Raw genomic sequence first — 23,738 nt, forward strand, 5'->3', positions numbered from 1 at the left:
GAAGCGGTGATGCGGGGAAGTGAAATGCGAGAGAAAGGCAAGACGCGCGGGCCGTGAATGCCCGCGCCGAAGGCAGTCAAAGCGCCGCCGCCCGCGTTTTGCGCCTCGACCGGAGGCTCAACGCGACCAGCGCGAAGATAATGGCGAACGCGACCAGCGACCACTGCGGCAGCGAGAGCCCGAGAATCGGCGGATAAGCGGTCTCGCAAAGCCCCGCCACCTTGAACACTTGCGGCAGCCAGCGCGCGGGCGGCAGGCTGTCGACGACGGGTTGCAACGCATCGAAGCCGCAGCTGAAGCCGGGATTCGCCTGAATGTAGACGTGCCGCGCGGCCGTGGCGAGCCCGCCGAGCGCCGAAAGCGCGACGAGCGCCTCCAGCAGCGCGACGCCGCGCCAGCCGTTGAAGCCCGCGCCGAGAAACGCGAACACGGCGATCAGCACGAAAAAGTAGCGCTGGATGATGCACAGCGGACACGGGTCTTCGCCATGGAAGAATTGCAGATACAGCGCCCCGGCGACGAGCGCGAGACAGACGAAGCCCAGCAGCGTCAAGAGCCGCCGCTCGCGGCGCAGCGCGCGGTCGTCCTCGTGCATCGTGAATTGATGTAGATGGTTGTTCATTATTTCGCAACGTTTCGAGAAGGAAGCACCTGACCGGGCGGGCATCGCGCAGGAATTTTAGCGCGATCGCCCGGTGCGAAACACAGCCGCGTTTTCGCGAACGATGCGGCGTGTCAGCGCGTCGTCTCCAGCACGGCCTCGACCGCGCGGCCGATGGACAGCAGCGTGTCGTCGGCGTTCGGCGCGCCCGCGAGCATGAGGCCGACCGGCGCCTCGCCGCGCCGATGACACGGCAGCGACAGCGCGCAGGCATCGAGAAAATTGAAGGTCGTCGGGTTGCGCAGCACGAGCGCATTGGTGCGCGCGAAGCTGTCGTCGTCCGTCGCAAGCTCCGCGATGCGCGGCGGCAGCACGGGCACCGTCGGGCAGACAATGGCGTCGAAGCGTTGCCAGAGCGTCGTGGGCGCGGCCTCGATCATGGCGGCGCGCGCCTCGCACAGTTCGATGTAGTCCGCGGCGCTCGCGGTTTCCGCGCGCATGAGACGCGCCAGCACGCGCGAATCGTATTCGCTTGCGTGCGCGGCAATCAGCTTGCGATGCCATGCGTACGCCTCGATCGCCACGAGCCCGAAGCGGTTGATCTCGGGCAGACGGTCGAGCGGCGCGAAGCGCACGTCTTCCACCAGCGCGCCCGCGGCGGCGAGATGATCGACTGCCGCCTGCACGGCCTGCGCGACAGGCGCTTCCACGCCGTCCGTCACGTAATTCGTGAGCACGCCGAGGCGCACGCCGTCGAGCGGGCGCGTGGCGGGCACGTCCGGCTCGCGCCCCGCGAGGATGCGGTCGACGAGCGCGCAGCACGCGACCGTCGCGCCGATCGGCCCGAACGAATCGAGCGTCTTGGAAAGCGGCACGCCGCCTTGCTTCGGAATGCGGCTCGCGGTCGGCTTGAAGCCGGTCAGGCCGCAGAACGCGGCGGGAATGCGCAGCGAACCGCCCGTATCGGTGCCGAGCGCGACGGCGGCCATGCCGTCCGCGACGGATGCCGCCGCGCCCGACGACGATCCGCCCGCGATGCGCGCGTCGTCCGGCACATTCGCTCGGTACGGGGAGCGCGGCGTCCCATAGTGCGGATTGAGCCCGAGCCCCGAAAACGCGAACTCGCTCATGTTCGTGCGTCCGACGATCACCGCGCCCGCGCGGCGCAGGCGCGCGACCGTGACGGCATCGGCGCGGGCGGGCTGCGCGTTCGCGAGCACGCGCGATCCGGCGCGCGTCACCTGACCTTCGACATCGAAGAGATCTTTCACGGACACCGGAATGCCCGCGAGCGGCGAGAGCACCGTGCCTGCGCGGCGCAGCGCGTCGTGGGCGTCGGCGGCGGCGCGGGCGTGTTCGGCATCGACTTGAAGGAACACGGTCGAGCCCTGGCCGTTGGGATCGGCGATCCGTTCCAGCGCGGTCTCGACAAGCGCGCGGCTCGTCGTGCGGCCGCACTTCAATTCTGCGGCGAGGAGGGCTAGCGGGGGGAACTGCGGCGCAGTGGTCGGCATGGCATCGAGCAGTGGCGTTGCCGGCGGCGGCGCTGGCGAAGCGTGCGGCGGGCTTCGTTGATCGCGCCGGCGGCGGTCCGATGCGGGCGGCGGCGCGACGCATCGGCGGTGAAAGGGCGGGCGGTCGCGGCGAACTGAAGCCGGACGCCCAGGGTGGCTGTCATTCTAAGCCAGCGCAGTAAAAAATACGCGACCCCGAGGCGACCCCGACGCGACCACGCCGTTACCGATGCGATGAGTCGTGCGTTCAGATCGTCCGCGAGAAGCGCCGGAGGCTGGCCTGTCCCAGATAGCGGTCGAACACCGACGCGACGTTGCGCACGAGCATGCGTCCGGCCGGCAGCACGCGAATGGCGTCCGGCGCGATGTCGATGAGGCCGTCGTCGGCCATCGGCGCGAGGCGCGCGAGTTCGGCCGCGAAGGTGTCGGCGAAGACGATGCCGTGTTCGCGCTCGACGTCCGAAAAGCGCAGCGCGCCGCCGCACATGAGCCGCATGATGACGTCGCGGCGCAGGAGATCGTCGGCGGTAAGGCGCACGCCGCGCCGGATCGCGAAGCGCCCCGCGTCGATGGCGGCTGCGTAGTCGGCGATCGCGCGCGCGTTCTGCGCGTAGACGTCGCCGACCTTGCCGATGGACGACGCGCCGATGCCGATCAGATCGCAGTCCGCATGCGTGCTGTAGCCCTGGAAATTGCGCTGGAGCGTGCCGGCTTCATAAGCGCGGGCGAGTTCGTCGCCGGGCAGCGCAAAATGATCCATGCCGATGTAGACATAACCGGCATCGCTCATCCGCTCGATCACGCGCTCAAGAATGGCGAGCCGCACGGCGGCCGAAGGCAGCGCCGCCTCGTCAATCTGACGCTGCATTTTGAAGAGCGCAGGCATGTGCGCATAGCCGAAGACGGAGACGCGGTCCGGCGCGAGCGCCACGATCGCATCGAGCGTGCGCGTGAAGCTCTCGACGCTCTGATGCGGCAAGCCGTAGATCAGATCGACGCTCACCGACTCGAAGCCGTGCTCGCGCGCCGCGCGCATCACGTCCTCGGTCATCGCGCGCGGCTGGATGCGGTTGACCGCCTGCTGCACGCGCTCGTCGAAGTCCTGCACGCCGAGGCTCAGCCGGTTGAAGCCGAGTTCGCGCAGCACCGCGATGGTTTCCGCGGACGCTTCGCGCGGGTCCACTTCGATCGAATATTCGGCGCGCGCATCGCGCACGAGGTTGAAGTGCGCGGCGGTGGCGGCCATGAGTTCGGCCATCTCATCGTGGGAGAGGAATGTCGGCGTGCCGCCGCCCCAGTGAAGCTGCGTGACGGGGCGGCGCGTATCGAAGCACGCGGCCTGCATCGCGAGTTCGCGTTTCATGCGATCCAGATACGGGCGGGCGTGCGCGCGATTTTTCGTCGCGACCTTGTTGCAGCCGCAATAGAAGCAGACGGTGTCGCAGAACGGAATGTGGAAGTACAGCGACAGTTCCGCCGACGCGCCGCCTCGGCTTGCGGCTTCGAAGTAGTGCGCGGGATCGAACGATTCCGTGAACTGGACGGCCGTGGGGTAGGACGTGTAGCGCGGGCCGTTCGCGTCGTAGCGCGCGAGCAGGTCCGGGCGAAAGAGGGTGTCGGCGAGAGTCATGGGCAGCCTTCGAGTTGCGCCGATCTTACGCGGGCGCGTGCGCGCGCGCCTTGCGTGATAACGTCGCAGCCGCTTTCCGGGGTGCTCCTGGCTGGCATGGGACAATGGCGCCCTAGCCGCTGTCTCGTCTGCTTTCGCCATGTCTACTTCGTCTTCGTCCCCTCATGCCTGCCGCGAAGGATGCGGCGCGTGCTGCATCGCGCCGTCCATCACGAGCGCCATTCCCGGCATGCCCAACGGCAAGCGCGCGGGCGAGCCGTGCGTCCAGCTCGACGATGACCTGCGCTGCAAGATCTTCGGCGATCCGCGCCGGCCCGCGTGTTGCGGCGGCCTGCAGCCGTCAGCCGAGATGTGCGGCGAGACGCGCGAGCATGCTGTTCAGTGGCTCACGCGGCTCGAAATCGACACGCAACCGCAATGAACTTCGTTTGTCCAAGCACCGTCACGACATCCAGTACAGGAGATTCCCGCATGCCACGACCCGTCGCGCCGCTCAGGCGCCGGTTGCTGCTGGGCGCGCTCGCCGCGTGGCCGGCACTCGCGCTCGTATCGACGGCGGATGCCGCATCCATCTTTCCGTTTATTCCGGACCACTACACATTTTCGCAAAAGCAGGTGCAGGAAGCGGTCGCGCGCAAGTTCCCGCTGGAACGCACCGCGCGGCAGATTTTCGATGTCGTGCTGAGCAATCCTGTGGTCGGCATGGCGGCGGACCGCAATCGCGTCACGGTGCGCGTGGATGCGCGGCTTTCCACGCCCTTCATGCCGAGCCCGGTGAACGGCGCGTTCACGTTGTCGACGCAACTGGCGTACGACGCCCCGAGCCGCTCGGTCGTGCTCGTCTCGCCAACGGTTGACGACTCGCAGCTGACCGGCGACGCTGCCCAGTACAACCAACAAATCGCGGCGGCCGGCGCGCTGCTCGCAGCGCAATTGCTCGACCGCTATCCCATCTACACGTTCAAGCCGGAAGAGCTGCAATTTGCGGGCGTGTCTTACGAACCCGGTACAATCACAGTCCTTACAAACGGCATACGCGTTCAGATTGTCGAGAAGTGAATCGAAATCCTGGCGCGCAGTGCTCTACACCTGCAGCAAAAAAGCGAACAAGGGCTGACGGATGGACTGGATTCTGATGGTGAAGGCGCTCGTGCTGGGCGTCGTGGAAGGCTTGACGGAGTTTCTGCCGGTGTCGAGCACGGGGCATCTGATCGTCGCGGGCAGTCTGCTCAATTTCACCGACGCGCAAGCCAAGACGTTCGATGTCGTCATTCAGTTCGGCGCGATTCTCGCAATCTGCTGGGAATATCGCGGCAAGATCGGCTCGGTGGTGGGCGGCCTCGGCAGCCGTCCGGACGCGCGGCGGTTTGCGATCAACGTCATCATCGCGACCATTCCGGCAATCGTGCTGGGCCTGTTGCTCGAAAAGAAGATCAAGTCGGTGCTGTTCTCGCCGGTGCCGGTCTCGGTCGCGCTGATCGTCGGCGGGATCGTGATTCTGTGGGCCGAGGCGCGCCAGCGCGATCGCGGAGCGCCGCCGCGCGTGCATTCGGTCGATGACCTCTCGTACGCCGATGCGCTGAAAGTCGGCCTCGCGCAATGCCTCGCGCTGATTCCCGGCACCTCGCGTTCGGGCGCGACGATCATCGGCGGCATGCTGTTCGGGCTGGAGCGCCGCGCGGCCACCGAATTTTCGTTCTTCCTCGCCATCCCGATCATCTTCGGCGCGACGCTCTACGAAATGGCCAAGTACTGGCGCGCGCTCACCGTGAACGACCTCGGGCTCTTTGCCATCGGGCTCGTCTCCGCGTTCGTGAGCGCCTTCGTCTGCGTGCGCTGGCTGCTCCGTTACGTCGCCTCGCACGATTTCACGGCATTCGCGTGGTATCGCATCGGCTTCGGGCTGCTGATCCTGATCGTCGGCTATAGCGGCGGGTTGAGCTGGGCAGACTGATCGGCTTGCGTGCCGCACAAACGACAACGCCACGGCTAGCCGTGGCGTTGTCGTTTTCAGCGCGACTTACTTGCGGCGAAAGAGCAGATCCCAGACGCCGTGTCCGAGCCGCAAGCCGCGCCGCTCGAACTTGGTCACCGGCCGGTAATCCGGACGCGGCGCGTAGCCGTCCGCCGTGTTTTCGAGCGTCGGTTCCGCCGAAAGCACGTCGAGCATCTGCTCCGCGTAGTTCTGCCAGTCGGTCGCGAGATGCAGATAGCCGCCCGGCTTCACGCGCGAGCTCAGGAGCGCGACGAACTTCGGCTGGATGAGCCGGCGCTTGTGGTGCCGCGCCTTGTGCCACGGATCGGGAAAGTAGATGTGCACGCCGTCGAGACTCGCGGGCGCGATCATGTGTTCGAGCACCTCGACCGCGTCGTGCTGAAGGATGCGGATGTTGCCGAGCTGCTGCTCGCCGATCAGCTTCAACAGCGCGCCGACGCCCGGCTCGTGCACTTCCACGCCGATGAAGTTGTCGCCGGGGCGCGCGGCCGCGATTTCCGCCGTCGTCGCGCCCATGCCGAAACCGATTTCCAGCACGCGCGGCGCCTGCCGGCCGAAGAGGGCGTCCCAGTCCGCGAGTTCCGGCGCGTACGGCACGACGAAACGCGGACCCAGTTCGTCCATCGCGCGTTGCTGTCCCGGCGAAACGCGGCCCGCGCGCGTCACGAAACTGCGAATACGCCGATGATGCAGCGGCTGCGATGCCGCAGTTTCGATACGCTCACCGGCGGCTTGCGCGTCGTCGTCGTGGGAATCGTGGGATTGGTCGTTCATGGCGGGATCGGAATGCGAAGAAGCGTCGCGCGGAAACTAAAAAGCCGCCTCGCTGTATGGAAGGCGGCTTTCGCTTATTTGCTGCTTATCTGTTGCTCGTGAATCTGGAGCGGGCGATGGGAATCGAACCCACGTCAGTAGCTTGGGAAGCTACGGTAATAGCCATTATACGACGCCCGCGTGAGCCGACTATTGTAAGCGCAAGGCGCGCCGCCGCGCAATCGCGGGCGGCGCGGCCCGGTTCAGATGCCGAAGAGCGTCATCGAGACTGCGACGCGCGTCACCACCATCAGCAGCACCTGCACGATCACGAAGAGCAGGATCGGCGACAAATCGATGCCGCCTAAGCGCGGCACGATGCGGCGCAGCGGATCGAGAAACGGCGCGGTGATCTGATAGAGCAGCGGCATGGCCGGCGACTGCGGATTGAGCCACGAAAGCAGCGCCATCAGAATCGTCATCCAGATGATGAGGTTGAGCGCCCACTTCACGACCGTCAGCGCCGCGACGAGCAGGAGCATCGGCAGCATGACCGTCGGATCGACGCCGGCGAGATAGACCATCAACGTCACATAGACCAGCGCCGCGATATAGGCGGCGACAATGCTGGCCCAATCGATCTTGCCGCCCGGCAGAATCTTGCGCAGCGGCAGCACGATCCAGTTGGTCGCCTGCATGACGGCATTCGACACCGGGTTGTACGGCGGCATGCGCACGACCTGCATCCACGCGCGCAGGAGCAGCGCCGCGCCGAACAGAGTGAAAACGGTATTGAGCAGAAAACGGGCGATATCGCCGAACATCTCGGGTCCTCTGGAAAACGTGCGCGGCAAGAAGGCCGCGCCTGGGTCGGGAAAAGCGAAGGAACGGATGACGCTTGGCAGCCGCTAGGACGGCCGCCGGGACTGACGCCAGGATAGACGCTGGCTTGGCGCGGCGAACGCGCACGCTGCGTCGCGCGAGTCGTAGTGAGTGACCTTGATCATTGTTCGTTCTCTGGACTGGATGTCATGTGAAGTCGTCGCGCCCGGGCCGATGCCCGCGAGCGCCGCGATTTCTTTCTCTTGCGAGCGAAAGGCGCCTTGCATTCCCCGCCCACCGTCAATGCCGGTGGGGCGCCGGACGTCACCATAACATGGCTGCGGGGCGGCTTGGGCGCGTTGTCGAACAACGACGAGCGTTTCCTCTCACAGTCGGTTGAAAGCGGATCGCAAGCATAGCGCATGGGCGCGCGCACTGCCGCAAACCCTGATGTTGCCGCCGCACGACGCTTTGCGCGAGCGCGTTTCACGCAAAGATGGCAGCATAGGATGACAGAAAACGATTGAATCAGACGCCGTTACGGATCTAGCAGCATTGCGCCGTTTAATCCATGGCATGTTTTCTGCTGGTTATGTGGTTCACCGCACGCGGCTTGCGTGGTTTGGTTCTTTTGCGAACATTGATGAACGAACCGGGCGCGAATACTAAAGACAAGAGTGATTAACGGAAACGCATCGTCCGCTTTTAAGCGGTGCTTTTCTCGACGTTTTCAAAACGCTACGTTCGGAGGTCGCATGAGCATTTTCTCTTATCGAAAGCATCTGCGTTTCTTGAGCCAGGCGCAAAGGCGTCGCTGGTGGGATCAGAAGAAGCGATTGACGCCGCGTGTCGTAATCGGTGGCGCGTATGTCCCGCCTAATGTCACGCGCGAATTCGCTTATGTGAAAGTAGGCTGATCGCCTCAAAAGGAGCCGAGACTCAATACACAGCCCCGCCGGACGGTCCGTCCGGCGGGGCTTTTGCTTTGATTGTAAAGATGCGTTACGCCAGCGGCACGCTGTCTCGACGCAAACAAAACCTCACCGCGCCGTACACCTTGCCGTTCGGCCTGCTCCTAACCCGGGACACCGCTGACCCGCCCGAATGGCAGTCGCAGACCTTGCAATTTGCAACAAATGGCCCGAGCGCCCGAGCGCGTTTTTCGCTAAATTCAGAGTACGCAGCCGCGCGATCGGATGGACCGGTCGGCTTAAGCGGCGAGGAGAACCAAAGTGAAAAAGCTCGGTAGTTTATTGGTCGCCGGCGCCCTCGGCCTGGGTGTCGCGAGTCTGGCGCAAGCGCATGTGTCGGTCGGGGTCGGTATCAGCGTGCCGGCGTATCCGGTGTATCAGGCGCCGCCCGCGCCGGTTTATGTCGCTCCGCCGCAGCCGGTTTATGTCGCGCCGCCTCCGCCTGTCGTCTATGGGCCGCCGCCGGCAGTCGTCGTGGGCGGCTATGGATACGGATATTACGGCCGTCCTTATTGGCGGCACGGATATTATGGCCACCCCTATGGTCACGGTTACGGCTACGGTCGCGGCCACTGGCACTGATAATCGCTTTTCCGCGATCGACCGCACGAGCCCCGCAAGGGGCTTTTTTTTTCGAGCACCGATGAAGCTGGCTATTCCGATTCGCTTCGGAACTGGCGAGAATGGCGTTTTCCGACGCGACTTCATATCCGATGCTTCCACTTCCTGCCCCGACTTTCGATGACGTCGCCGATGCCGCCCGCCGAATAGACGGCGTCGCGCATCGCACGCCGGTTCTCACGTCACGCACGGCGGACGCAATCGCCGGCGCGTCGCTCTTTTTCAAGTGCGAGAACTTCCAGCGCATGGGCGCTTTCAAGTTCCGCGGCGCGTTCAACGCGCTTTCGCATTTCGACGACGCTCAGCGCGCGGCCGGCGTCATCACGTATTCGTCCGGCAATCACGCGCAGGCGATCGCGCTTTCCGCCCAGCTCGCCGGCATTCGCGCGACGATCATCATGCCGGAGGACGCGCCGGCGGCGAAAATCGCGGCGACGCGCGGCTACGGCGGCGAAGTCATCACCTATGACCGCTACACGCAGAATCGCGAAGAGATCGGCCGCGTGCTGGCCGAAGAGCGCGGCATGACGCTGATTCCGCCGTATGACCATCCGCATGTGATCGCGGGGCAGGGCACGGCGGCGAAGGAATTGATCGAGGAAACCGGGCCGCTCGATTATCTCTTCGTGTGTCTCGGCGGCGGCGGGCTGATCGCGGGCTGCGCGCTTGCGGCGGCGGCGCTCTCGCCTTCGTGCAAGGTCATCGGCGTCGAGCCGGAAGCGGGGAACGACGCGCAGCAGTCCCTCGCGCGCGGCGAGATCGTGCATATCGAGGTGCCGCGCACCATCGCGGACGGCGCGGCGTCCACGCACGTCGGCGAATACAACTTTCCGATCATCCGCAAGCATGTGGACCGCATCGTCACGGTGAGCGACGCACAGCTCGTCGATACCCTGCGCTTCTTCGCCGAGCGCATGAAGATGGTCGTCGAGCCGACCGGCTGCCTGGCGGCAGCGGCTGTGCTTCAGAAGGTCGTGCCGGTGGAGGGCAAGCGCGTGGGCGTGATCGTGAGCGGCGGCAACGTCGACTTGGCGCGCTTCGCGCAGTTCATCGCGTGAAGCGGGCCGTCAAGACGCCGTGTGAACGATCAGATCGCGGTAGCCGTTGACGATCACGCTGTACGCGAAATAGGCGAACAGCACGGCGGACATCACATGGCACGCGCGCAGAAGGCGCGTGCCGGCGCGTTTGCGGCCGTGGGCGGCGAGCGTGCAGACGAAGAGCGTCCAGCCGAGGCCGCCGCAAAAGAAGCCGAGCAGAAACACCGACGCGCTCATCGGGCTCGTCGCGCCGGCTTTCGCGATCAGCGCGCCGCCGACCGCCGCGAACCACAGAATCGCGCTCGGCGATGAAACCGCGAGCAGGCATCCGCGCACGAAGCTCTTGAGATGGCTTTGGCGCGGCGCGCGTGTATCCGCCTCGCCCTCGACGGGTGGCGCGGACGCGGGATTCAGCGCCTCGCGCGCCATCTTCCACGTGAGAAACAGCAGCACGATGGCCCCGCCGATCCACACGACCCAGCGCACGGCGGAGAATTGCAGCAGCGCGGACATGCCGGCCAGCGCGAGCGCGGCGTAGAACAGGTCGCCGAAACACGTCCCGAGGCCGAGCACGAGCCCCGGCTTGAACCCGTGCGACAGCGCGAGCGAAATGATCGCGACGTTGGCGATCCCGATATCCAGACACAGCGACAGCGACAAAAAGAAGCCGTCCGACATCAACGACCACGAATGCGTCATGCGTGCTCCGCGAGCGCGAGCGTCACGTCGAGATGGCCGGTCGGCACGCCCATCGTGTTCACCATCGGCGGGTGACGGAAATCGTCGAGCGCGGCGCGTCGCTCGCGCGTGCCGATGTCGAGCAACTCCAGCACGTGCGCGACGATCGCGTGGAGCACGTTCGTGTTGCCGTCCTCGACCTTCACCGCAATGCCGAGCGCGCCTTCCGGACGCTTCACGCCGATCGCATAGCTCGCGTCCGCGCCGGTCTTGCCGACGAGCGCGCCGCCGTACGCCCGCATCAATCGCGTGCAGAAGCGTCCTTCGCCCGCGACGAGTTCGGGATGCGACGTCATCGCGCGATAAATGCGCCCGAGCGGCGAGCCGTCCGGCGCGCCGGCGATCTTCATGTAAAGCCGCGCGAGGCGGTCGAGCGGGAAGGCGGGCGTCGGCAGATTGCATCCGTCGATGGCCCAGAGCACGTCGCCGAACGGCAGATCGACCGCCTGCGCCGTCGCCTGCTTAACCCGCGCCTGCAACGGATGCTCCGGCAGGTGATAGCCGTCGAGCGCCGCGTTCATGGCCCGCGCGCCGGCCAACATGCCGGCGTGCTTGCCGGAACAGTTGCTGCACACGGGCGTCGGCGTGAAATCGCGGCGAATCCAGTTTTTGTAGACGGCATCCGATATCGGCGGATGGCCGCCGCATCGCAGATCGCTCTCGCTCGCGCCGGACTTCGCCAGCATCGCGCGGGCGCGTTCGATGTGGCGCGGCTCGCTGCTGTGCGAGCCGCACATCAGCGCGAGATCGGCTTCGTCGAAGCCGAACTGTTCCAGCGCGCCCGTTTCGATGACGGCAAGCGCTTGCGCCGGCTTCGCGGCCGAGCGCGGCAGCGTCACGCGGCGCGGATCGCCGAACGAATAGCGCAGACGGCCGTTGGCATCGACCACCGCGACATGCGCCACGTGCGTGTTCTCGATTGCGTTCCCGCGATACAAGGTCGCTGCGATCATGCGTTTTTCCCCGCGTTGTCCAGTCCGATTTCGGTCCACAGCGCATCGACGCGCCGCTTGACGGCTGCATCCATCGTGATCGGGCGGCCCCATTCGCGGTTGGTCTCGCCCGGCCACTTGTTGGTCGCGTCGAGTCCCATTTTCGAGCCGAGGCCCGCGACCGGCGACGCGAAGTCGAGATAGTCGATCGGCGTGTTGTCGATCATGACGGTGTCGCGCGTGGGATCGACGCGCGTCGTGATCGCCCAGATCACTTCCTTCCAGTCGCGCACGTTGACGTCTTCATCCACCACGACGATGAACTTCGTATACATGAACTGCCGCAGAAAGCTCCAGACGCCGAGCATTACGCGCTTGGCGTGACCGGCGTAGCTCTTCTTCATCTGCACGATGGCCATGCGGTAGCTGCACCCTTCGGGCGGCAGATAAAAGTCCGTGATTTCGGGAAACTGCTTCTGCAAGAGCGGCACGAAGACTTCATTGAGCGCCACGCCGAGCACCGCGGGTTCGTCAGGCGGCTTGCCGGTGTAGGTCGAGTGGAAGAGGGCGTCGCGACGCAGCGTGATTTTCTCGACGGTGAAGACCGGAAACCACTCCTGCTCGTTGTAGTAGCCGGTGTGATCGCCGTACGGGCCTTCGAGCGCGTGTTCGTAACGCGCGGCGGCGCCTGTCGACGGACGCGGCGGCGCGCCTTCCGGTGCGGGCGGCGCCGCGCCTTCCTGCGGATAGATGAAGCCTTCGAGCACGATTTCGGCACGCGCCGGGACCTGCAACGTATCGACGCCCGGCGTCAGGCACTTCGCCAGCTCGGTGCGCGAACCGCGCAGGAGGCCCGCGAACTGATATTCCGAGAGCGTGTCGGGAACCGGCGTGACCGCGCCGAGAATGGTGGCCGGGTCCGCGCCCAGCACGACCGCCACCGGATACGGCTTGCCCGGATTGGCGAGCGCGAACTCGCGGAAGTCGAGCGCGCCGCCGCGATGCGCGAGCCAGCGCATGATGAGCTTGTTGCGCCCGATGAGTTGCTGCCGATAGATGCCGAGGTTCTGCCGCGTCTTGTTCGGACCGCGCGTGACGGTGAGACCCCACGTGAGCAGCGGTCCGGCGTCGCCCGGCCAGCAGGTTTGGATCGGCAGGCGCGCGAGGTCCACGTCGTTGCCTTCCCACACGATCTCCTGGCAAGGCGGCGCGCTCACCGACTTGGGCGCCATGTCCCACACGGCCTTGGCGAGAGAGAGCAGCTTGCCGGCGTCCTTCAGGCCGCGCGGCGGCTCCGGCTCCTTGAGCGCGGACAGCAGCCGGCCGATGTCGCGCAGCGAACTCAGCGCGGCGGTGTCGCTGCCGAGGCTCGCATCGGCGCCTGTCTGCGCCTCGGTTTCGATGCCCATGCCGAGCGCCACGCGCCGCGTCGTGCCGAAGAGGTTAGCCAGCACTGGCATGGTGTGACCGGTCGGCGCTTCGAAAAGCAGCGCCGGGCCGCCTGCGCGCAATACGCGGTCAGACAGTTCGGTGATTTCCAGGACGGGGGAGACAGGCTGCCGGATGCGGCGCAGTTCACCGAGCGCTTCGAGGCGGGCGGTGAAGTCGCGCAGATCTTTATATTTCATCGATGGTCGGACGAGGACTCGAGGCCCGCTACATGGGAGCGGGATGGGTGGGACGGCTGCGCGCTAGGCGATTGTCGATTTTACCTGCGTGTCAGTCCGTGCGCTGGGAGACATTTAGGAAATTCCGCTGGAAACCGCCTTGGCGACGTGCGCTGGCGCTCCTAAACGGTGTTCATTATTACTGTAAGTAATTGAAACGGAAAGGTTTAGCATTGACGGATCATTAAACCCTGCTAGAATTCCTTCGCATCCATTGCAGGCTTTGAAACTTTTTACCTTAGCCTCAGGTCTTTTCTCAGACGCTATGCGTCGCCTGCGCCGCACCTGCCCGGCGACTCATGGCTGTTGGTTGTCACGGCCGGCGTTATCGAACGCCGGTTTTTCGCGTGGGAAGCCATCTGCGCATCAAGGGCATGCTGTTCGTGCCGCGCACTCCGGCCGCTTTTGCCGGTTCGGCTTTCCAGACGGCGCATGCCGTTTCCCCGATGCCGCTTACGCCTTGCCAAGAGCGAGCGGTGTCTGATTTGCGCTTTCGAACACCGGTTTATCGGTATTCATCAGCCTAAATCATGCAACATTGGGAGCATCGATGAACGCTTGGTTATCGTGGCGTCCCGACACTCGCGTCGCGCAAAGTCTGCGCACCGCGCTGCGTCGTGGAAGCCGTATGAGTCACTATCTCTTCAGCCTGGTCGGTTGCGCGGCCATCGTCACGGCGCTCGCGCTGTGGCTCCTGCCGTCCTGGCGCACCACCTTCGCCGCACGGATCATGCCGTTCGTGTCCGCCGCGGTCCAGGCGGGCCCTGCGCGGCTTCTGGCCGGCCAGCCGCTTCCGCCGTTCTCGGCCGTGCATCGCCAGCCGGCAGACGCCGCGCCGATCAGCCTCGCCGCGAACCCCGACCGGACCGCCGCGCCGGCGGCGCAAGTGCCGTCGCTCGGCGCCGCAGCCACCGACGACGAGAGCACCCGTCAACTGACCGGCGGCATCAGTCTCGCGGTGTCGCCCAACGGGCTCGATCCGCGCACCATGCCTTCGGTCGGCTTGCTGGCGAGCGCGATTCCGGCGCAGCGCATCGTAGCCGACGCGCGCGACGACCGCGTGCTCGTCTCCACGCGCGAGCAGAAGCTCGTCGCGAACTTCATCGCGCGGCGGTATCGCGTGGCGGAGGAGCCGGTGAGCGACCTCGTGCGCGCCGCGTTCGACACCGGCCGCGAAGTCGGTCTCGATCCGTTGCTGCTGCTGTCGGTGATGGCCATTGAATCGGGCTTCAATCCGTATGCCGAAAGCGGCGTCGGCGCGAAAGGGCTGATGCAGGTCATGTCGAAGGTCCATTCGGACAAGTTCGAGTACTTCGGCGGCAGCCACGCGGCGCTCGATCCCCTCGCGAACATCAAGGTCGGCGCGTTGGTGCTGAAGGACTGCATCGCGCGGGGCGGCTCGGTGGCGGGCGGCCTGCGCTACTACGTCGGCTCGACCTCGCAGGACGACGGCGGCTATGGCGCGAAAGTGCTCGCCGAGCGTGCGCGTCTGCGCGATGTCGCGCGTGGCCGCAATGTGCCGATCAATGCGCCGCAGGCGCCGGTTCAGGCCGCGCCGAAGCAGGTGCTGGCGTCCGCGTCGGCGGATACGGCCAAGCGCGTGCACGTGACGATCGACGGCGCGAAGAAGGCCGACGCGCAGGACGAGAGCGATTCCGGCGATTCGAAGCATGGCGCTTCGGCCGAACTGGGCGCCTGATCGTCGGTCGAACAGTCGGACAAAAGAAAAGGGCACCTCATGCGGGTGCCCTTTTTGTTGGTCGGCCAGATGGCGCTCAACGACGAAACAAGTCTCCGAGCCGCGCCACGGCTTCTTCGAGCTTCGAATAAGCCGTCGCATACGAGAGCCGGATATAACGGTCCGGCGCGTGAAAGCCGAAATCCGCGCCCGGCACAAGCACGACGCCCGCGTCGTGCAGCATGGAACGCGTGAGCCTTTCGCTGTCGCCGGCCGCCGGATGCGGCACGCTCGTCGTATCGGCGTAGACGTAAAACGCGCCGTCCGGCACCACCGGCACGCTGAAACCGAGCGAACGCAGCGCCGGCACGATGTAGTCGCGCCGCCGCTTGAACTCCAGCCGGCGCGCTTCGTAGATCGCGAGCGTCTCCGGCTCGAAGCACGCGAGCGCCGCGTGCTGCGCCAGCGCCGAAGCGCAAATGAACAGATTCTGCGAGAGCTTCTCGACCGCGCCGACCATCGCGTGCGGCACCACGAGCCAGCCGAGCCGCCAGCCGGTCATGTTGAAGTACTTCGAGAAGCTGTTGACCGTCACCACGTCGTCGCCGAACGAGAGCGCCGACACGGGCTTCGCGTCGTAGCTCAAGCCCTGATAAATCTCGTCGACGATGGTGAAGCCGCCGCGTTCCCGCACCTTCCCGACGATGCGCCGCAATTCGTCCGGCTCGATGGAGGTTCCCGTCGGATTCGACGGCGACGCGAGCAGCACGCCGCGCGTCGCGGGCGTCCAGTGCGCTTCGACCTGATCGGCGGTGAGCTGGAAGCGTTCGGCCGGGCCGCTTGCGATCAGCACCGGCTTGCCGTCCGCCGCCGACACGAAGTGCCGGTTGCACGGATAGCACGGGTCGGGCATCAACACTTCGTCGCCGTTGTCGACGAGCGCCATGCACGCGAGCAAAAGCGCCGCCGACGCGCCCGCCGTGACCACGATGCGCGCCGGGTCGACGGTCAGGCCGAACGCGTCGCGGTAGTGCGCGGCGATCGCCTCGCGCAGCGCCGTGACGCCCAGCGCGTTCGTGTACTGCGTGACGCCGCGGGTCAGCGCGTCGGCGGCGGCGCGCGTGACGGGCGCGGGCGCCGTGAAGTCTGGCTCGCCGATGCCCATGTGAATGATGTCGCGCCCCGCGCGCTCCAGCGCCTGGGCGTCTTTCATCAACTCCATCACGTAGAACGGCTCGATGGCGTCGACGCGGGAGGCGAGTCGCATGAGCGGCTCGGAGGCGGTATTCATGCCGTCGATCCCGTTAGCCGCGCCCGCGCGCTTGCGCTTCGGCAGGGCGCATGGCGACAGCGAGCTTGTCCAGCACGCCGTTCACGTACTTGTAGCCGTCCGAGCCGCCGAAGGTTTTCGTCAGCTCGACAGCCTCGTTGATGACCACGCGATACGGAATGTCGATGTGATGCTTGAACTCGAACGCGGCCACGAGCAGCACCGCGCGCTCGACCGGCGACAACTGGTCGATCGGGCGGTCGAGACACGGTTGCAGTTCGGCGGAAAGCGCATCGGCTTCCTTGATGACGCCGTGCAGGATCGCGTCCAGATGTTCGTGGTCGGCCTTGTCGAAGCCCTGCGCGTTGCGCAGTTGGGCGTCGATCTCGCCGCCGGGCGCGCCCGACAGCAGCCATTGATAAAGCCCTTGCGTCGCGAGTTCACGCGAGCGGCGTCGTGCGCTCTTCATGCGCGGTCCTCGTCTTCGTCTTCGTCATCTTCTTCGTCGCCGCCGAGTTGTTCCAGCGCGACCGACAGGTTCGCCATTTCGACCGCCACGCGCGCAGCGTCGCGGCCTTTTTCGGTCATGCGCGCGACGGCTTGTTCGTCGTTTTCGGTCGTGAGTACCGCGTTCGCCACCGGAATCCCGAAATCGAGCGCGATGCGCGAAATGCCCGAGCCGCTCTCGTTCGACACGAGCTCGAAGTGGTACGTCTCGCCGCGCACGACCGCGCCGAGCGCGATCAGGGCGTCGAACTGGCCGGATTCGGCGAGCTTTTGCAGCGCGAGCGGAATCTCGAGCGCGCCCGGCACGGTCACGAGCAGCACGTCCTCGCCGATCACGCCGAGGCGCTCCAGCTCCTCGATGCATGCATCCGCGAGGCCGTTGCACACCGGTTCGTTGAAGCGCGACTGCACGATGCCGATGCGCAGGCCGTCACCGTCGAGGTTCGGCTGGTATTGTCCGATTTCCATGTAGAGATCCGTTGGTTTGGAATAAATTGGATGCGCTCAGGCCGAACGCAGATGCGCGACCGTGCCGTCCGTGGCGCTCGCCGCCGTCGCGGGGCAGCCGGGCATCGGAATGAAGCCGGTCACTTCGAGCCCGTAACCCGACATGCTGCCGAGGCGCCGCGGATTGGCGAGTACCTGCATTTTGCCGACGCCGAGATCGCGCAGAATCTGCGCGCCGATGCCGTAGGTCTTGAAGTCGATCGGGCGGCGCTGGGGCTTGGCCGCTTTGTCGCTTTCGTCGAGCGCGCGGAAGGTTTCGACCAGATGCTCGCGGCTGTCGCCGCAATTGAGCATGACGATGGCGCCGAGATCGCGCGCGGCGATTTCCTTCATGGCGGCGTCGATGGTCCACGAGTGCGTGGACGCGTCGATTTCGAGCAGATCCAGCACCGACAGCGGTTCGTGCACGCGCACCGGCGTTTCGCGATCCGGCGACGGCGTGCCGCGCACCAGCGCGATATGCGGCGAGCCGGTCGGTTCGTCGCGATACAGCACCGCGCGGAACGTGCCGTGCGCGGTCTGCATGGTGCGCTCGCTGACCTTCTCGATGATGGATTCCGTGCGGCTGCGATAGTGGATCAGGTCCGCGATGGTGCCGATCTTGATGCCGTGCTGCTCGCCGAACTCGATGAGGTCGGGCAGACGCGCCATCTCGCCGTCGTCGCGGATCACTTCGCAGATCACGGCGGCAGGCGTGAGGCCCGCGAGGGCGGTCAAGTCGCAGCCGGCCTCCGTATGGCCCGCGCGCACGAGCACGCCGCCCGGCTGCGCCATGATCGGGAACACGTGGCCGGGCTGGACGATGTCCTCGGCGCGCGCAGTGGCCGCGACCGCCGCGGCGATGGTGCGCGAGCGGTCGGCGGCGGAAATGCCGGTCGTCACGCCCTCGGCGGCTTCGATGCTGACGGTGAACGCGGTGCCGTACTGCGTGCCGTTGCGCTGGGTCATGAGCGGCAGGTTGAGCAGCTTGCAGCGTTCCTGCGTGAGCGTGAGGCAGATCAGGCCGCGGCCGTAGCGCGCCATGAAGTTGATCGCTTCGGGCGTGATGAAGTCGGCGGCGACAATCAGATCGCCTTCGTTCTCGCGATCTTCTTCGTCGACGAGGATCACCATGCGGCCGGCCTTAAGCTCGGCGATGATTTCTGGAGTGGAAGCGATCGACATGGTGGCGTCCCGGCAGGTCTGTTTGGGAAAGGCCTGTATTTTACGCCACGGCCGATGGACAGTTGTCGGGAAAACGCGGGGGCGGGGCGGCGTGTCGTGCTGCTTGCAACGCTATCGAGCGCTGCGTCGGCTATGGTAGAGGTGGGGCCACGGGAGGCGCCGGCCCGCACGAATGCGCGATGTCCGGCAACGCGCGCGCTACAGCGGCGTTTGCGTATGCCGTCGGAAAGACCGTGGTGGCGCGCCTTCCCAAGCGCTACGCAGACAGATGCGAGTGCCGAGACGCTCACCAACCGCCAAACAATCGGTCTAGCGCCGACAGATTTGGTCCTGTCGATGTACGAGCGAGCTGACTGGCTTGGTCAGTGCGCTGCGCGGACGGCGGCAAGCGTCGGGGTATCGAGCATGCACTCGATTCCCTCGATGACGAACACGGGAATCAGGTCAGGCAGAAGCGGTACGGGCGCGAGCCGGTCCAATCGGCGCAGTGGAATGACCACGCGCGTTGCCAGCCCCGATAGATGATGTCCCTGGACCTCAACAACGTAAGGCGTGCTGGCGTGTCCGCTTGGACCGGCGAAAATGTCGAACCGGGCCATCAAAAGGTCCGATACTGTCCGAGCGGCAAGCCATCGCGCTCGATCATGTCGTTGTACGCCTGAATGCAATCCGCATGTTTGATCGCCCACTGGCGATATTTCTCCAACTGTACTGCCTGTCGTATCGCGCGCTCGCACGTCTGCGAGAAGTTGATGCCGAGCTCCTTCGCGTCCTTGTAGACGTCCTGGGGCAGGCTAATGTTGGTTGCCCGGCGCGGAACGGTGTCGGCCGTCGTGTGCTGCACGATGGCTCTCTTAATGTGGGATTCATGCGCACTCCAATCCACATGAGGCTATTGCGTCGCGGCGCGGCCCTCGCACTATGCGCCGTTCGCGGGCGACGCCGCCGACATCATCCTCTCCACATACCGCGCGATCAGGTCGATCTCCAGATTCACCTTCGCGCCCGCGTGAAGCGCCTTCAGCGTCGTCACTTCCACCGTGTGCGGAATCAGGTTGATGGAAAACTCGCAGCCGTCTGCGCGATCCGCCACGGCGTTCACCGTCAAGCTCACGCCGTTCACGGTCACCGAGCCCTTGTAAGCCAGATACTTGCCGATGTCCTTCGGCGCGACGATCCGCAATTCATGCGATTCGCCCACGCGCTCGAAGCGCGACACCGTGCCGAGCCCGTCGACGTGGCCGGACACCAGATGCCCGCCCAGCCGGTCGTGCGCGCGCAGCGCCTTCTCCAGATTGACCGCCGCGCCCGCATCGCCCAGGCCGACCGTCTTGTTCAGGCTTTCGCGCGAGACGTCGACATCGAACGCATCCGGCGACTTCTCGATCACCGTCATGCACGCGCCCTGAATCGCAATGCTGTCGCCCAGTTCGACGTCCGCGAGATCGAGGCCGCCCGCCGCCACCCGCAGACGCACGCCGGCTTGCGGCTCTGCGCCGAGCGGCGTGACTTTTTCGATGCGGCCTACCGCCGCGACGATTCCTGTAAACATGAAGCGCGTTCCTTTATCGAAGCGTGTTTAGACCAAGGGACCGGCGACGTGCGCATCGGCGAAGCGCGCCAGAATGCGCAGATCGTCGCCGAGCCGGTCGATGCGATGAAACTTGAGATGCGGCCGCGCATCGAGCGTGGCGGGCGGCGCGAAGTCGAACATGCCGGGCGCGCTGCCGAGAAGGCTCGGCGCGAGATACACCAGCAGTTCATCGACGCAGCCTTCGCGCAGCAGCGAGCCGTTCAGCTTGTGGCCCGCCTCGACATGCAACTCGTTGATGCCGCGATCCGCGAGCGCCGTGAGCATAGCGGGAAGATCCACCTTGCCGAGTTCGTTCGACAATTCGATCAATTGCGCGCCTTTGTCGCGCAGCAACTCGGCGCGTTGGGCGTCGGCATGCGCGGAATGGAAGATCCAAGGCGGCGCGCCGTCGAGAATGCGCGCGTCCAGCGGCACGTCGAGCCGGCTGTCGACCAGAACGCGCTGCGGCTGGCGCGGCGTGTCGACCGCGCGCACGGTGAGTTGCGGATCGTCCTCGCGCACGGTGCCGATGCCGGTCAGGATCGCGCAGGCGCGGGCGCGCCACGCGTGGCCGTCGGCGCGCGCGTCTTCGCCGGTGATCCACTGGCTTTCGCCCGATGGCAGGCCCGTGCGTCCGTCGAGCGTCGCCGCCACTTTCATGCGCACCCACGGGCGACGGCGCGTCATCCGCGAGACGAAGCCGATATTCATTTCGTGCGCCTCGTTCGCGAGCAGTCCGCAGCGCACGTCGATGCCCGCGTCGCGCAGCATCGCGAGTCCACGGCCGGAAACAGTCGGGTTCGGGTCTTCCATCGCGGCGATGACTTTCTCGACGCGCGCGTCGATCAGCGCGTGCGCGCAGGGCGGCGTGCGCCCGAAGTGGCTGCACGGTTCGAGCGTCACGTACGCGGTCGCGCCGCGCGGGTCCTTGCCGCGCGAGCGGGCGTCTTTCAGCGCGCGCACTTCGGCATGGTCCTGGCCGGCCGGCTGCGTGAAGCCCATGCCGATCACTTCGCCGTTCTTGACGAGCACGCAGCCGACGCGCGGATTCGGCGTCGTCGTGTACATGCCGCGCGAGGCGAGCGCGAGCGCGCGCTCCATGTAGGTGAAATCGGTTTGCGAGAACATCGCGGCGGCCCGTTGCGCGACGCGGCCTTAAACCGCGAGCGACGCGAACGCGCCGCGCGCGGCGTCGAGCGTCGCGTCGATCACGGCGTCGTCGTGGGCGCTGGAGACGAAGCCCGCTTCGAACGCGGACGGCGCGAAGTAGACGCCGGCATCGAGCATCGCGTGGAAGAACGCGTTGAAGCGTTTCGTGTCGCCCTTCGCGATCTGCGCGAAGCTGCCCGGCACCTGATCCATGAAGTACAGGCCGAACATGCCGCCGATCGAATCGGCGCAGAACGGCACTTTCGCCTCGCGGGCGGCGGCGGTAAGTCCGTCGACGAGCTTGCGCGTCTTCTTCGCGAGGTCGTCGTAGAAGCCATCGCGCTGGATGATCTGCAACGTCTTCAGGCCCGCCGCGACCGCAATCGGATTTCCCGAAAGCGTGCCCGCCTGATAGACGCCGCCGAGCGGCGCGAGATGCGCCATGATGTCGCGTCGTCCGCCGAACGCCGCCGCCGGCATGCCGCCGCCGATCACCTTGCCGAGGCACGTGAGGTCCGGCTTGATGCCGTACACCTGCTGCGCGCCGCCGAGCGCCACGCGAAACCCGCACATCACTTCGTCGAAGATCAGCACCGCGCCGTATTCGTCGCAGCGTTCCCTCAGTGCGTTGAGAAATTCCGGCGTCGCGCGCACGAGGTTCATGTTGCCCGCGACCGGCTCCACGATCACCGACGCGATTTCCGCGCCGAACGCCGCGAAGGCTTCGTTAAGCTGCTCGACATTGTTGTATTCGAGCACCGTCGTGTGCTTCGCGATATCCGCAGGCACGCCCGCTGACGTCGGATTGCCGAAGGTAAGCAGGCCCGAGCCCGCTTTCACGAGCAGGCTGTCCGCGTGGCCGTGATAGCAACCCTCGAACTTCACGATGCGGCTGCGGTTCGTGAAGCCGCGCGCAAGACGCAGCGCGCTCATGGTCGCTTCGGTGCCGGAGGACACCATGCGCACCTGTTCGATCGACGGCACGAGCTTGCAGATTTCCTCCGCGATCTCGATCTCCGCTTCGGTCGGCGCGCCGAACGAAAAGCCGTCGGCGAGCACGCGCTGCACCGCTTCGAGCACTTCCGGGTGCACGTGGCCGACGATCATCGGTCCCCACGAGCCGATGTAGTCGATATAGCGTTTGCCTTCGGCATCCCAGAAGTACGCGCCTTGCGCGCGCTCGATGAAGCGGGGCGTGCCGCCGACCGAGCGAAACGCGCGCACCGGCGAATTCACGCCGCCGGGAATGGTTCGCTGAGCGCGTTCGAAGAGGGCTTGGTTCTTGGACATGGAGAAGGCCTGCGCTGAAAGTGGATGCAAGACACGCGACCGGCTTACGCGGCGAAAGACGCCGCCCGGCGCGATGAAAGCACGGCGCCGATGCGCGTCCGGTGCGACAAGTGTTGCCTGAAATTGTACCGGACTCGTTGACGGGAAGCCGGTTACGGCTGGCGCGTTCGCGCGGGCTTGCGCGGCGGCGCGTCGTCGGCTGCACGGGCTTGGCGCGCGCTCGCTTTGCTCGGCATCGCGGGAACGGTGGGATGGCTCAACGCAGGCGGACGTCCGCGCCGGCCGGTGCGCTCGGTCCAGAGCTTTTCGAGCGCGCCCTCGGCCATCGGCTTGATGAGCGTGCCGGAGCTTTGCGCATCCCACGTCTGCACGGAGAACGGATGCGCGCGCAACTCGTCGCGCGTGACGACGACTTCATCGTGCGCATCGACGAGCCAGTCGTACACGAAGTCGATGCATAGCCGATACCCGCGCTTCGACCGAGGATCGGGCACCTCGTACGGCGCGCGCGTCACGTAGCCCGAGGCGAACACCCCCTTCGGCGCCTGCGCCACGCGATGCACGAACACGCGGTCGCCCGGCATGAGGCCGCGCGCCGTGCCGCAGCCCCAGACATCGGCGACGGCTTCGCCTGTCGCCACGCGGCGCGCGATCTCGGGTAACTCGGGCCACGGCCACTTCTTCGGGCTCCAGATCAGCAGAAAGGCGGTCATCGTGTCAGGCAAGAGGGGAAGGGGAGGAGCGGTGAGCTTAGCGTACCCGGCCAAATGGGGGCCTCGCGTACAATGGCCGCTCGCTTCGAACGCTTCGCCCCGATAGCTGCAACCACCACGACGGGCCACGCAGCGCCCGTCCTCTTCCTTGCACACTCGATGTCAGACACCACCCGCCGCCGGCCCGATGGCCGGCTGATCCTGTTGCTCGGCGCGCTCGCCGCATGCGGTCCGCTGTCCATCGACATGTACTTGCCGAGCCTGCCGTCGCTCGCCGCCGCGTTCGCGACAAGCCCGGCCGCCGCGCAAAGCACGCTGACGAGCTTCATGTTCGGCTTCTCGTTCGGCATGCTGCTGTACGGCCCGCTGTCCGATGCCTACGGCAGGCGGCCGATTCTTCTGGGAGGCATCGCGCTGTACGCGCTCGCGAGCATCGGCTGCGCGACGGCGTTCTCCATCGACGCGCTCGTGTTCGTGCGCTTCCTGCAGGCCCTCGGCGCGGGCGCGGGGGGGGGGGGGGGGGGGGCCCCCCCCCCCCCCCCCCCCCCCCCCCCCCCCCCCCCCCCCCCCCCGGCGCTGGGGTGCCTCGGCACCCGCCACGG

Annotated in this window: 25 protein-coding genes and 1 tRNA gene; 7 read left to right on the plus strand and 19 right to left on the minus strand. The window is 66.1% G+C overall.

The genetic code is table 11. From position 1 onward, the window contains the following. Positions 1-76: 76 nt before the first annotated feature. The 3 genes from NCR37_RS03730 to hemN all read right to left on the minus strand — a co-directional run bounded on the left by NCR37_RS03730 (position 77) and on the right by hemN (position 3,745). Entirely contained in the window at positions 77-595 is a 519-nt protein-coding gene (locus NCR37_RS03730) for a disulfide bond formation protein B (RefSeq protein ID WP_250471854.1), read from the minus strand. 140 nt (positions 596-735) lie between these two features. Continuing rightward, the gene (locus tag NCR37_RS03735) at positions 736-2,115 is read right to left on the minus strand and encodes an amidase (protein WP_250471793.1); all 1,380 of its coding nucleotides are present in this window, start codon (positions 2,113-2,115) and stop codon (positions 736-738) included. A 247-nt stretch (positions 2,116-2,362) separates the two neighbouring features. Beyond that, positions 2,363-3,745, minus strand: a complete 1,383-nt coding sequence (gene hemN / locus NCR37_RS03740) for an oxygen-independent coproporphyrinogen III oxidase (protein WP_250471794.1) — start codon at positions 3,743-3,745, stop codon at positions 2,363-2,365. Positions 3,746-3,884: 139 nt separating this feature from the next. Here hemN and NCR37_RS03745 point away from each other — a divergent pair, with 139 nt between their 5' ends. The 3 genes from NCR37_RS03745 to NCR37_RS03755 all read left to right on the plus strand — a co-directional run bounded on the left by NCR37_RS03745 (position 3,885) and on the right by NCR37_RS03755 (position 5,699). Further along, a complete protein-coding gene (locus NCR37_RS03745) occupies positions 3,885-4,166 on the plus strand; it encodes a YkgJ family cysteine cluster protein (RefSeq protein ID WP_250471796.1) in 282 nt (93 codons plus the stop codon). 50 nt (positions 4,167-4,216) lie between these two features. Beyond that, on the plus strand, positions 4,217-4,804 hold the full coding sequence (locus NCR37_RS03750) for a DUF1439 domain-containing protein (RefSeq protein WP_250471798.1): 588 nt from the start codon (positions 4,217-4,219) through the stop codon (positions 4,802-4,804). Positions 4,805-4,865: 61 nt separating this feature from the next. Next, positions 4,866-5,699, plus strand: coding sequence for an undecaprenyl-diphosphate phosphatase (locus tag NCR37_RS03755; protein ID WP_250471800.1), 834 nt, complete (start codon positions 4,866-4,868; stop codon positions 5,697-5,699). Between the two features lie 66 nt (positions 5,700-5,765). On the opposite strand, the gene trmB is transcribed toward NCR37_RS03755, so the two are convergent. The 3 genes from trmB to NCR37_RS03770 all read right to left on the minus strand — a co-directional run bounded on the left by trmB (position 5,766) and on the right by NCR37_RS03770 (position 7,318). After that, a complete protein-coding gene (gene trmB / locus NCR37_RS03760) occupies positions 5,766-6,515 on the minus strand; it encodes a tRNA (guanosine(46)-N7)-methyltransferase TrmB (RefSeq protein WP_250471808.1) in 750 nt (249 codons plus the stop codon). Between the two features lie 105 nt (positions 6,516-6,620). After that, a tRNA-Gly gene (locus NCR37_RS03765) sits at positions 6,621-6,695 on the minus strand. Between the two features lie 62 nt (positions 6,696-6,757). Further along, positions 6,758-7,318, minus strand: a complete 561-nt coding sequence (locus tag NCR37_RS03770) for a YggT family protein (RefSeq protein ID WP_250471809.1) — start codon at positions 7,316-7,318, stop codon at positions 6,758-6,760. A 1,230-nt stretch (positions 7,319-8,548) separates the two neighbouring features. Here NCR37_RS03770 and NCR37_RS03775 point away from each other — a divergent pair. Further along, positions 8,549-8,869, plus strand: a complete 321-nt coding sequence (locus tag NCR37_RS03775) for a hypothetical protein (RefSeq protein ID WP_175939787.1) — start codon at positions 8,549-8,551, stop codon at positions 8,867-8,869. Positions 8,870-9,000: 131 nt separating this feature from the next. Continuing rightward, positions 9,001-9,966: a threo-3-hydroxy-L-aspartate ammonia-lyase gene (locus tag NCR37_RS03780; RefSeq protein WP_250471812.1), complete on the plus strand. Its 966-nt coding sequence runs from the start codon at positions 9,001-9,003 to the stop codon at positions 9,964-9,966. 9 nt (positions 9,967-9,975) lie between these two features. Here the strand turns inward: NCR37_RS03780 and NCR37_RS03785 are convergent, their stop codons facing one another. Genes NCR37_RS03785 through NCR37_RS03795 form a run of 3 tightly spaced genes read right to left on the minus strand, consistent with a single transcriptional unit; the run spans position 9,976 to position 13,246 of the window. Continuing rightward, the gene (locus NCR37_RS03785; protein ID WP_250471813.1) at positions 9,976-10,647 is read right to left on the minus strand and encodes a LysE family translocator; all 672 of its coding nucleotides are present in this window, start codon (positions 10,645-10,647) and stop codon (positions 9,976-9,978) included. Then, a complete protein-coding gene (locus tag NCR37_RS03790) occupies positions 10,644-11,639 on the minus strand; it encodes an asparaginase (protein WP_250471815.1) in 996 nt (331 codons plus the stop codon). The genes NCR37_RS03785 and NCR37_RS03790 overlap by 4 nt, the downstream gene beginning before the upstream one ends. Continuing rightward, positions 11,636-13,246, minus strand: a complete 1,611-nt coding sequence (locus NCR37_RS03795; RefSeq protein WP_250471825.1) for a UbiD family decarboxylase — start codon at positions 13,244-13,246, stop codon at positions 11,636-11,638. The genes NCR37_RS03790 and NCR37_RS03795 overlap by 4 nt, the downstream gene beginning before the upstream one ends. Before the next feature lie 589 nt (positions 13,247-13,835). Here NCR37_RS03795 and NCR37_RS03800 point away from each other — a divergent pair. Continuing rightward, positions 13,836-14,984 carry a lytic transglycosylase domain-containing protein gene (locus NCR37_RS03800; protein ID WP_250471826.1) on the plus strand — a complete coding sequence of 383 codons (1,149 nt, stop codon included), beginning with the start codon at positions 13,836-13,838 and terminating at the stop codon, positions 14,982-14,984. Between the two features lie 76 nt (positions 14,985-15,060). Here NCR37_RS03800 and NCR37_RS03805 read toward each other — a convergent pair whose 3' ends face one another. The 10 genes from NCR37_RS03805 to NCR37_RS03850 all read right to left on the minus strand — a co-directional run bounded on the left by NCR37_RS03805 (position 15,061) and on the right by NCR37_RS03850 (position 23,136). Continuing rightward, the gene (locus NCR37_RS03805) at positions 15,061-16,254 is read right to left on the minus strand and encodes a pyridoxal phosphate-dependent aminotransferase (RefSeq protein ID WP_250471827.1); all 1,194 of its coding nucleotides are present in this window, start codon (positions 16,252-16,254) and stop codon (positions 15,061-15,063) included. 13 nt (positions 16,255-16,267) lie between these two features. Beyond that, a complete protein-coding gene (nusB, locus tag NCR37_RS03810; protein WP_175939794.1) occupies positions 16,268-16,702 on the minus strand; it encodes a transcription antitermination factor NusB in 435 nt (144 codons plus the stop codon). Continuing rightward, a complete protein-coding gene (gene ribH / locus NCR37_RS03815; protein ID WP_175939795.1) occupies positions 16,699-17,208 on the minus strand; it encodes a 6,7-dimethyl-8-ribityllumazine synthase in 510 nt (169 codons plus the stop codon). Before ribH ends, nusB begins: the two co-directional genes overlap by 4 nt. A 36-nt stretch (positions 17,209-17,244) precedes the next feature. After that, complete coding sequence (gene ribBA, locus NCR37_RS03820; RefSeq protein WP_250471828.1) at positions 17,245-18,411, minus strand: bifunctional 3,4-dihydroxy-2-butanone-4-phosphate synthase/GTP cyclohydrolase II; 1,167 nt, start codon at positions 18,409-18,411, stop codon at positions 17,245-17,247. Between the two features lie 362 nt (positions 18,412-18,773). Further along, a complete protein-coding gene (locus NCR37_RS03825; protein WP_250471829.1) occupies positions 18,774-19,010 on the minus strand; it encodes a CcdB family protein in 237 nt (78 codons plus the stop codon). Beyond that, positions 19,010-19,255: a type II toxin-antitoxin system CcdA family antitoxin gene (locus NCR37_RS03830; RefSeq protein ID WP_250471830.1), complete on the minus strand. Its 246-nt coding sequence runs from the start codon at positions 19,253-19,255 to the stop codon at positions 19,010-19,012. The genes NCR37_RS03825 and NCR37_RS03830 overlap by 1 nt, the downstream gene beginning before the upstream one ends. A gap of 75 nt (positions 19,256-19,330) precedes the next feature. Continuing rightward, on the minus strand, positions 19,331-19,963 hold the full coding sequence (locus NCR37_RS03835) for a riboflavin synthase (protein ID WP_250471831.1): 633 nt from the start codon (positions 19,961-19,963) through the stop codon (positions 19,331-19,333). Between the two features lie 27 nt (positions 19,964-19,990). Then, positions 19,991-21,112 carry a bifunctional diaminohydroxyphosphoribosylaminopyrimidine deaminase/5-amino-6-(5-phosphoribosylamino)uracil reductase RibD gene (gene ribD / locus NCR37_RS03840; protein ID WP_250471832.1) on the minus strand — a complete coding sequence of 374 codons (1,122 nt, stop codon included), beginning with the start codon at positions 21,110-21,112 and terminating at the stop codon, positions 19,991-19,993. Between the two features lie 27 nt (positions 21,113-21,139). Beyond that, positions 21,140-22,423 (minus strand): glutamate-1-semialdehyde 2,1-aminomutase, encoded by a 1,284-nt coding sequence (hemL, locus tag NCR37_RS03845; protein WP_250471833.1) that lies wholly within the window; start codon positions 22,421-22,423, stop codon positions 21,140-21,142. A gap of 152 nt (positions 22,424-22,575) precedes the next feature. Continuing rightward, complete coding sequence (locus NCR37_RS03850; RefSeq protein WP_250471834.1) at positions 22,576-23,136, minus strand: hypothetical protein; 561 nt, start codon at positions 23,134-23,136, stop codon at positions 22,576-22,578. A gap of 159 nt (positions 23,137-23,295) precedes the next feature. On the opposite strand from NCR37_RS03850, the gene NCR37_RS03855 reads away from it, so the two are divergent. Continuing rightward, a partial coding sequence (locus NCR37_RS03855; RefSeq protein ID WP_250471835.1) for an MFS transporter occupies positions 23,296-23,738 on the plus strand: 443 nt, incomplete at its 3' end.

The sequence above is a fragment of the Caballeronia sp. GAFFF1 genome (assembly GCF_023630705.1).
Taxonomy (GTDB): Bacteria; Pseudomonadota; Gammaproteobacteria; order Burkholderiales; family Burkholderiaceae; genus Caballeronia.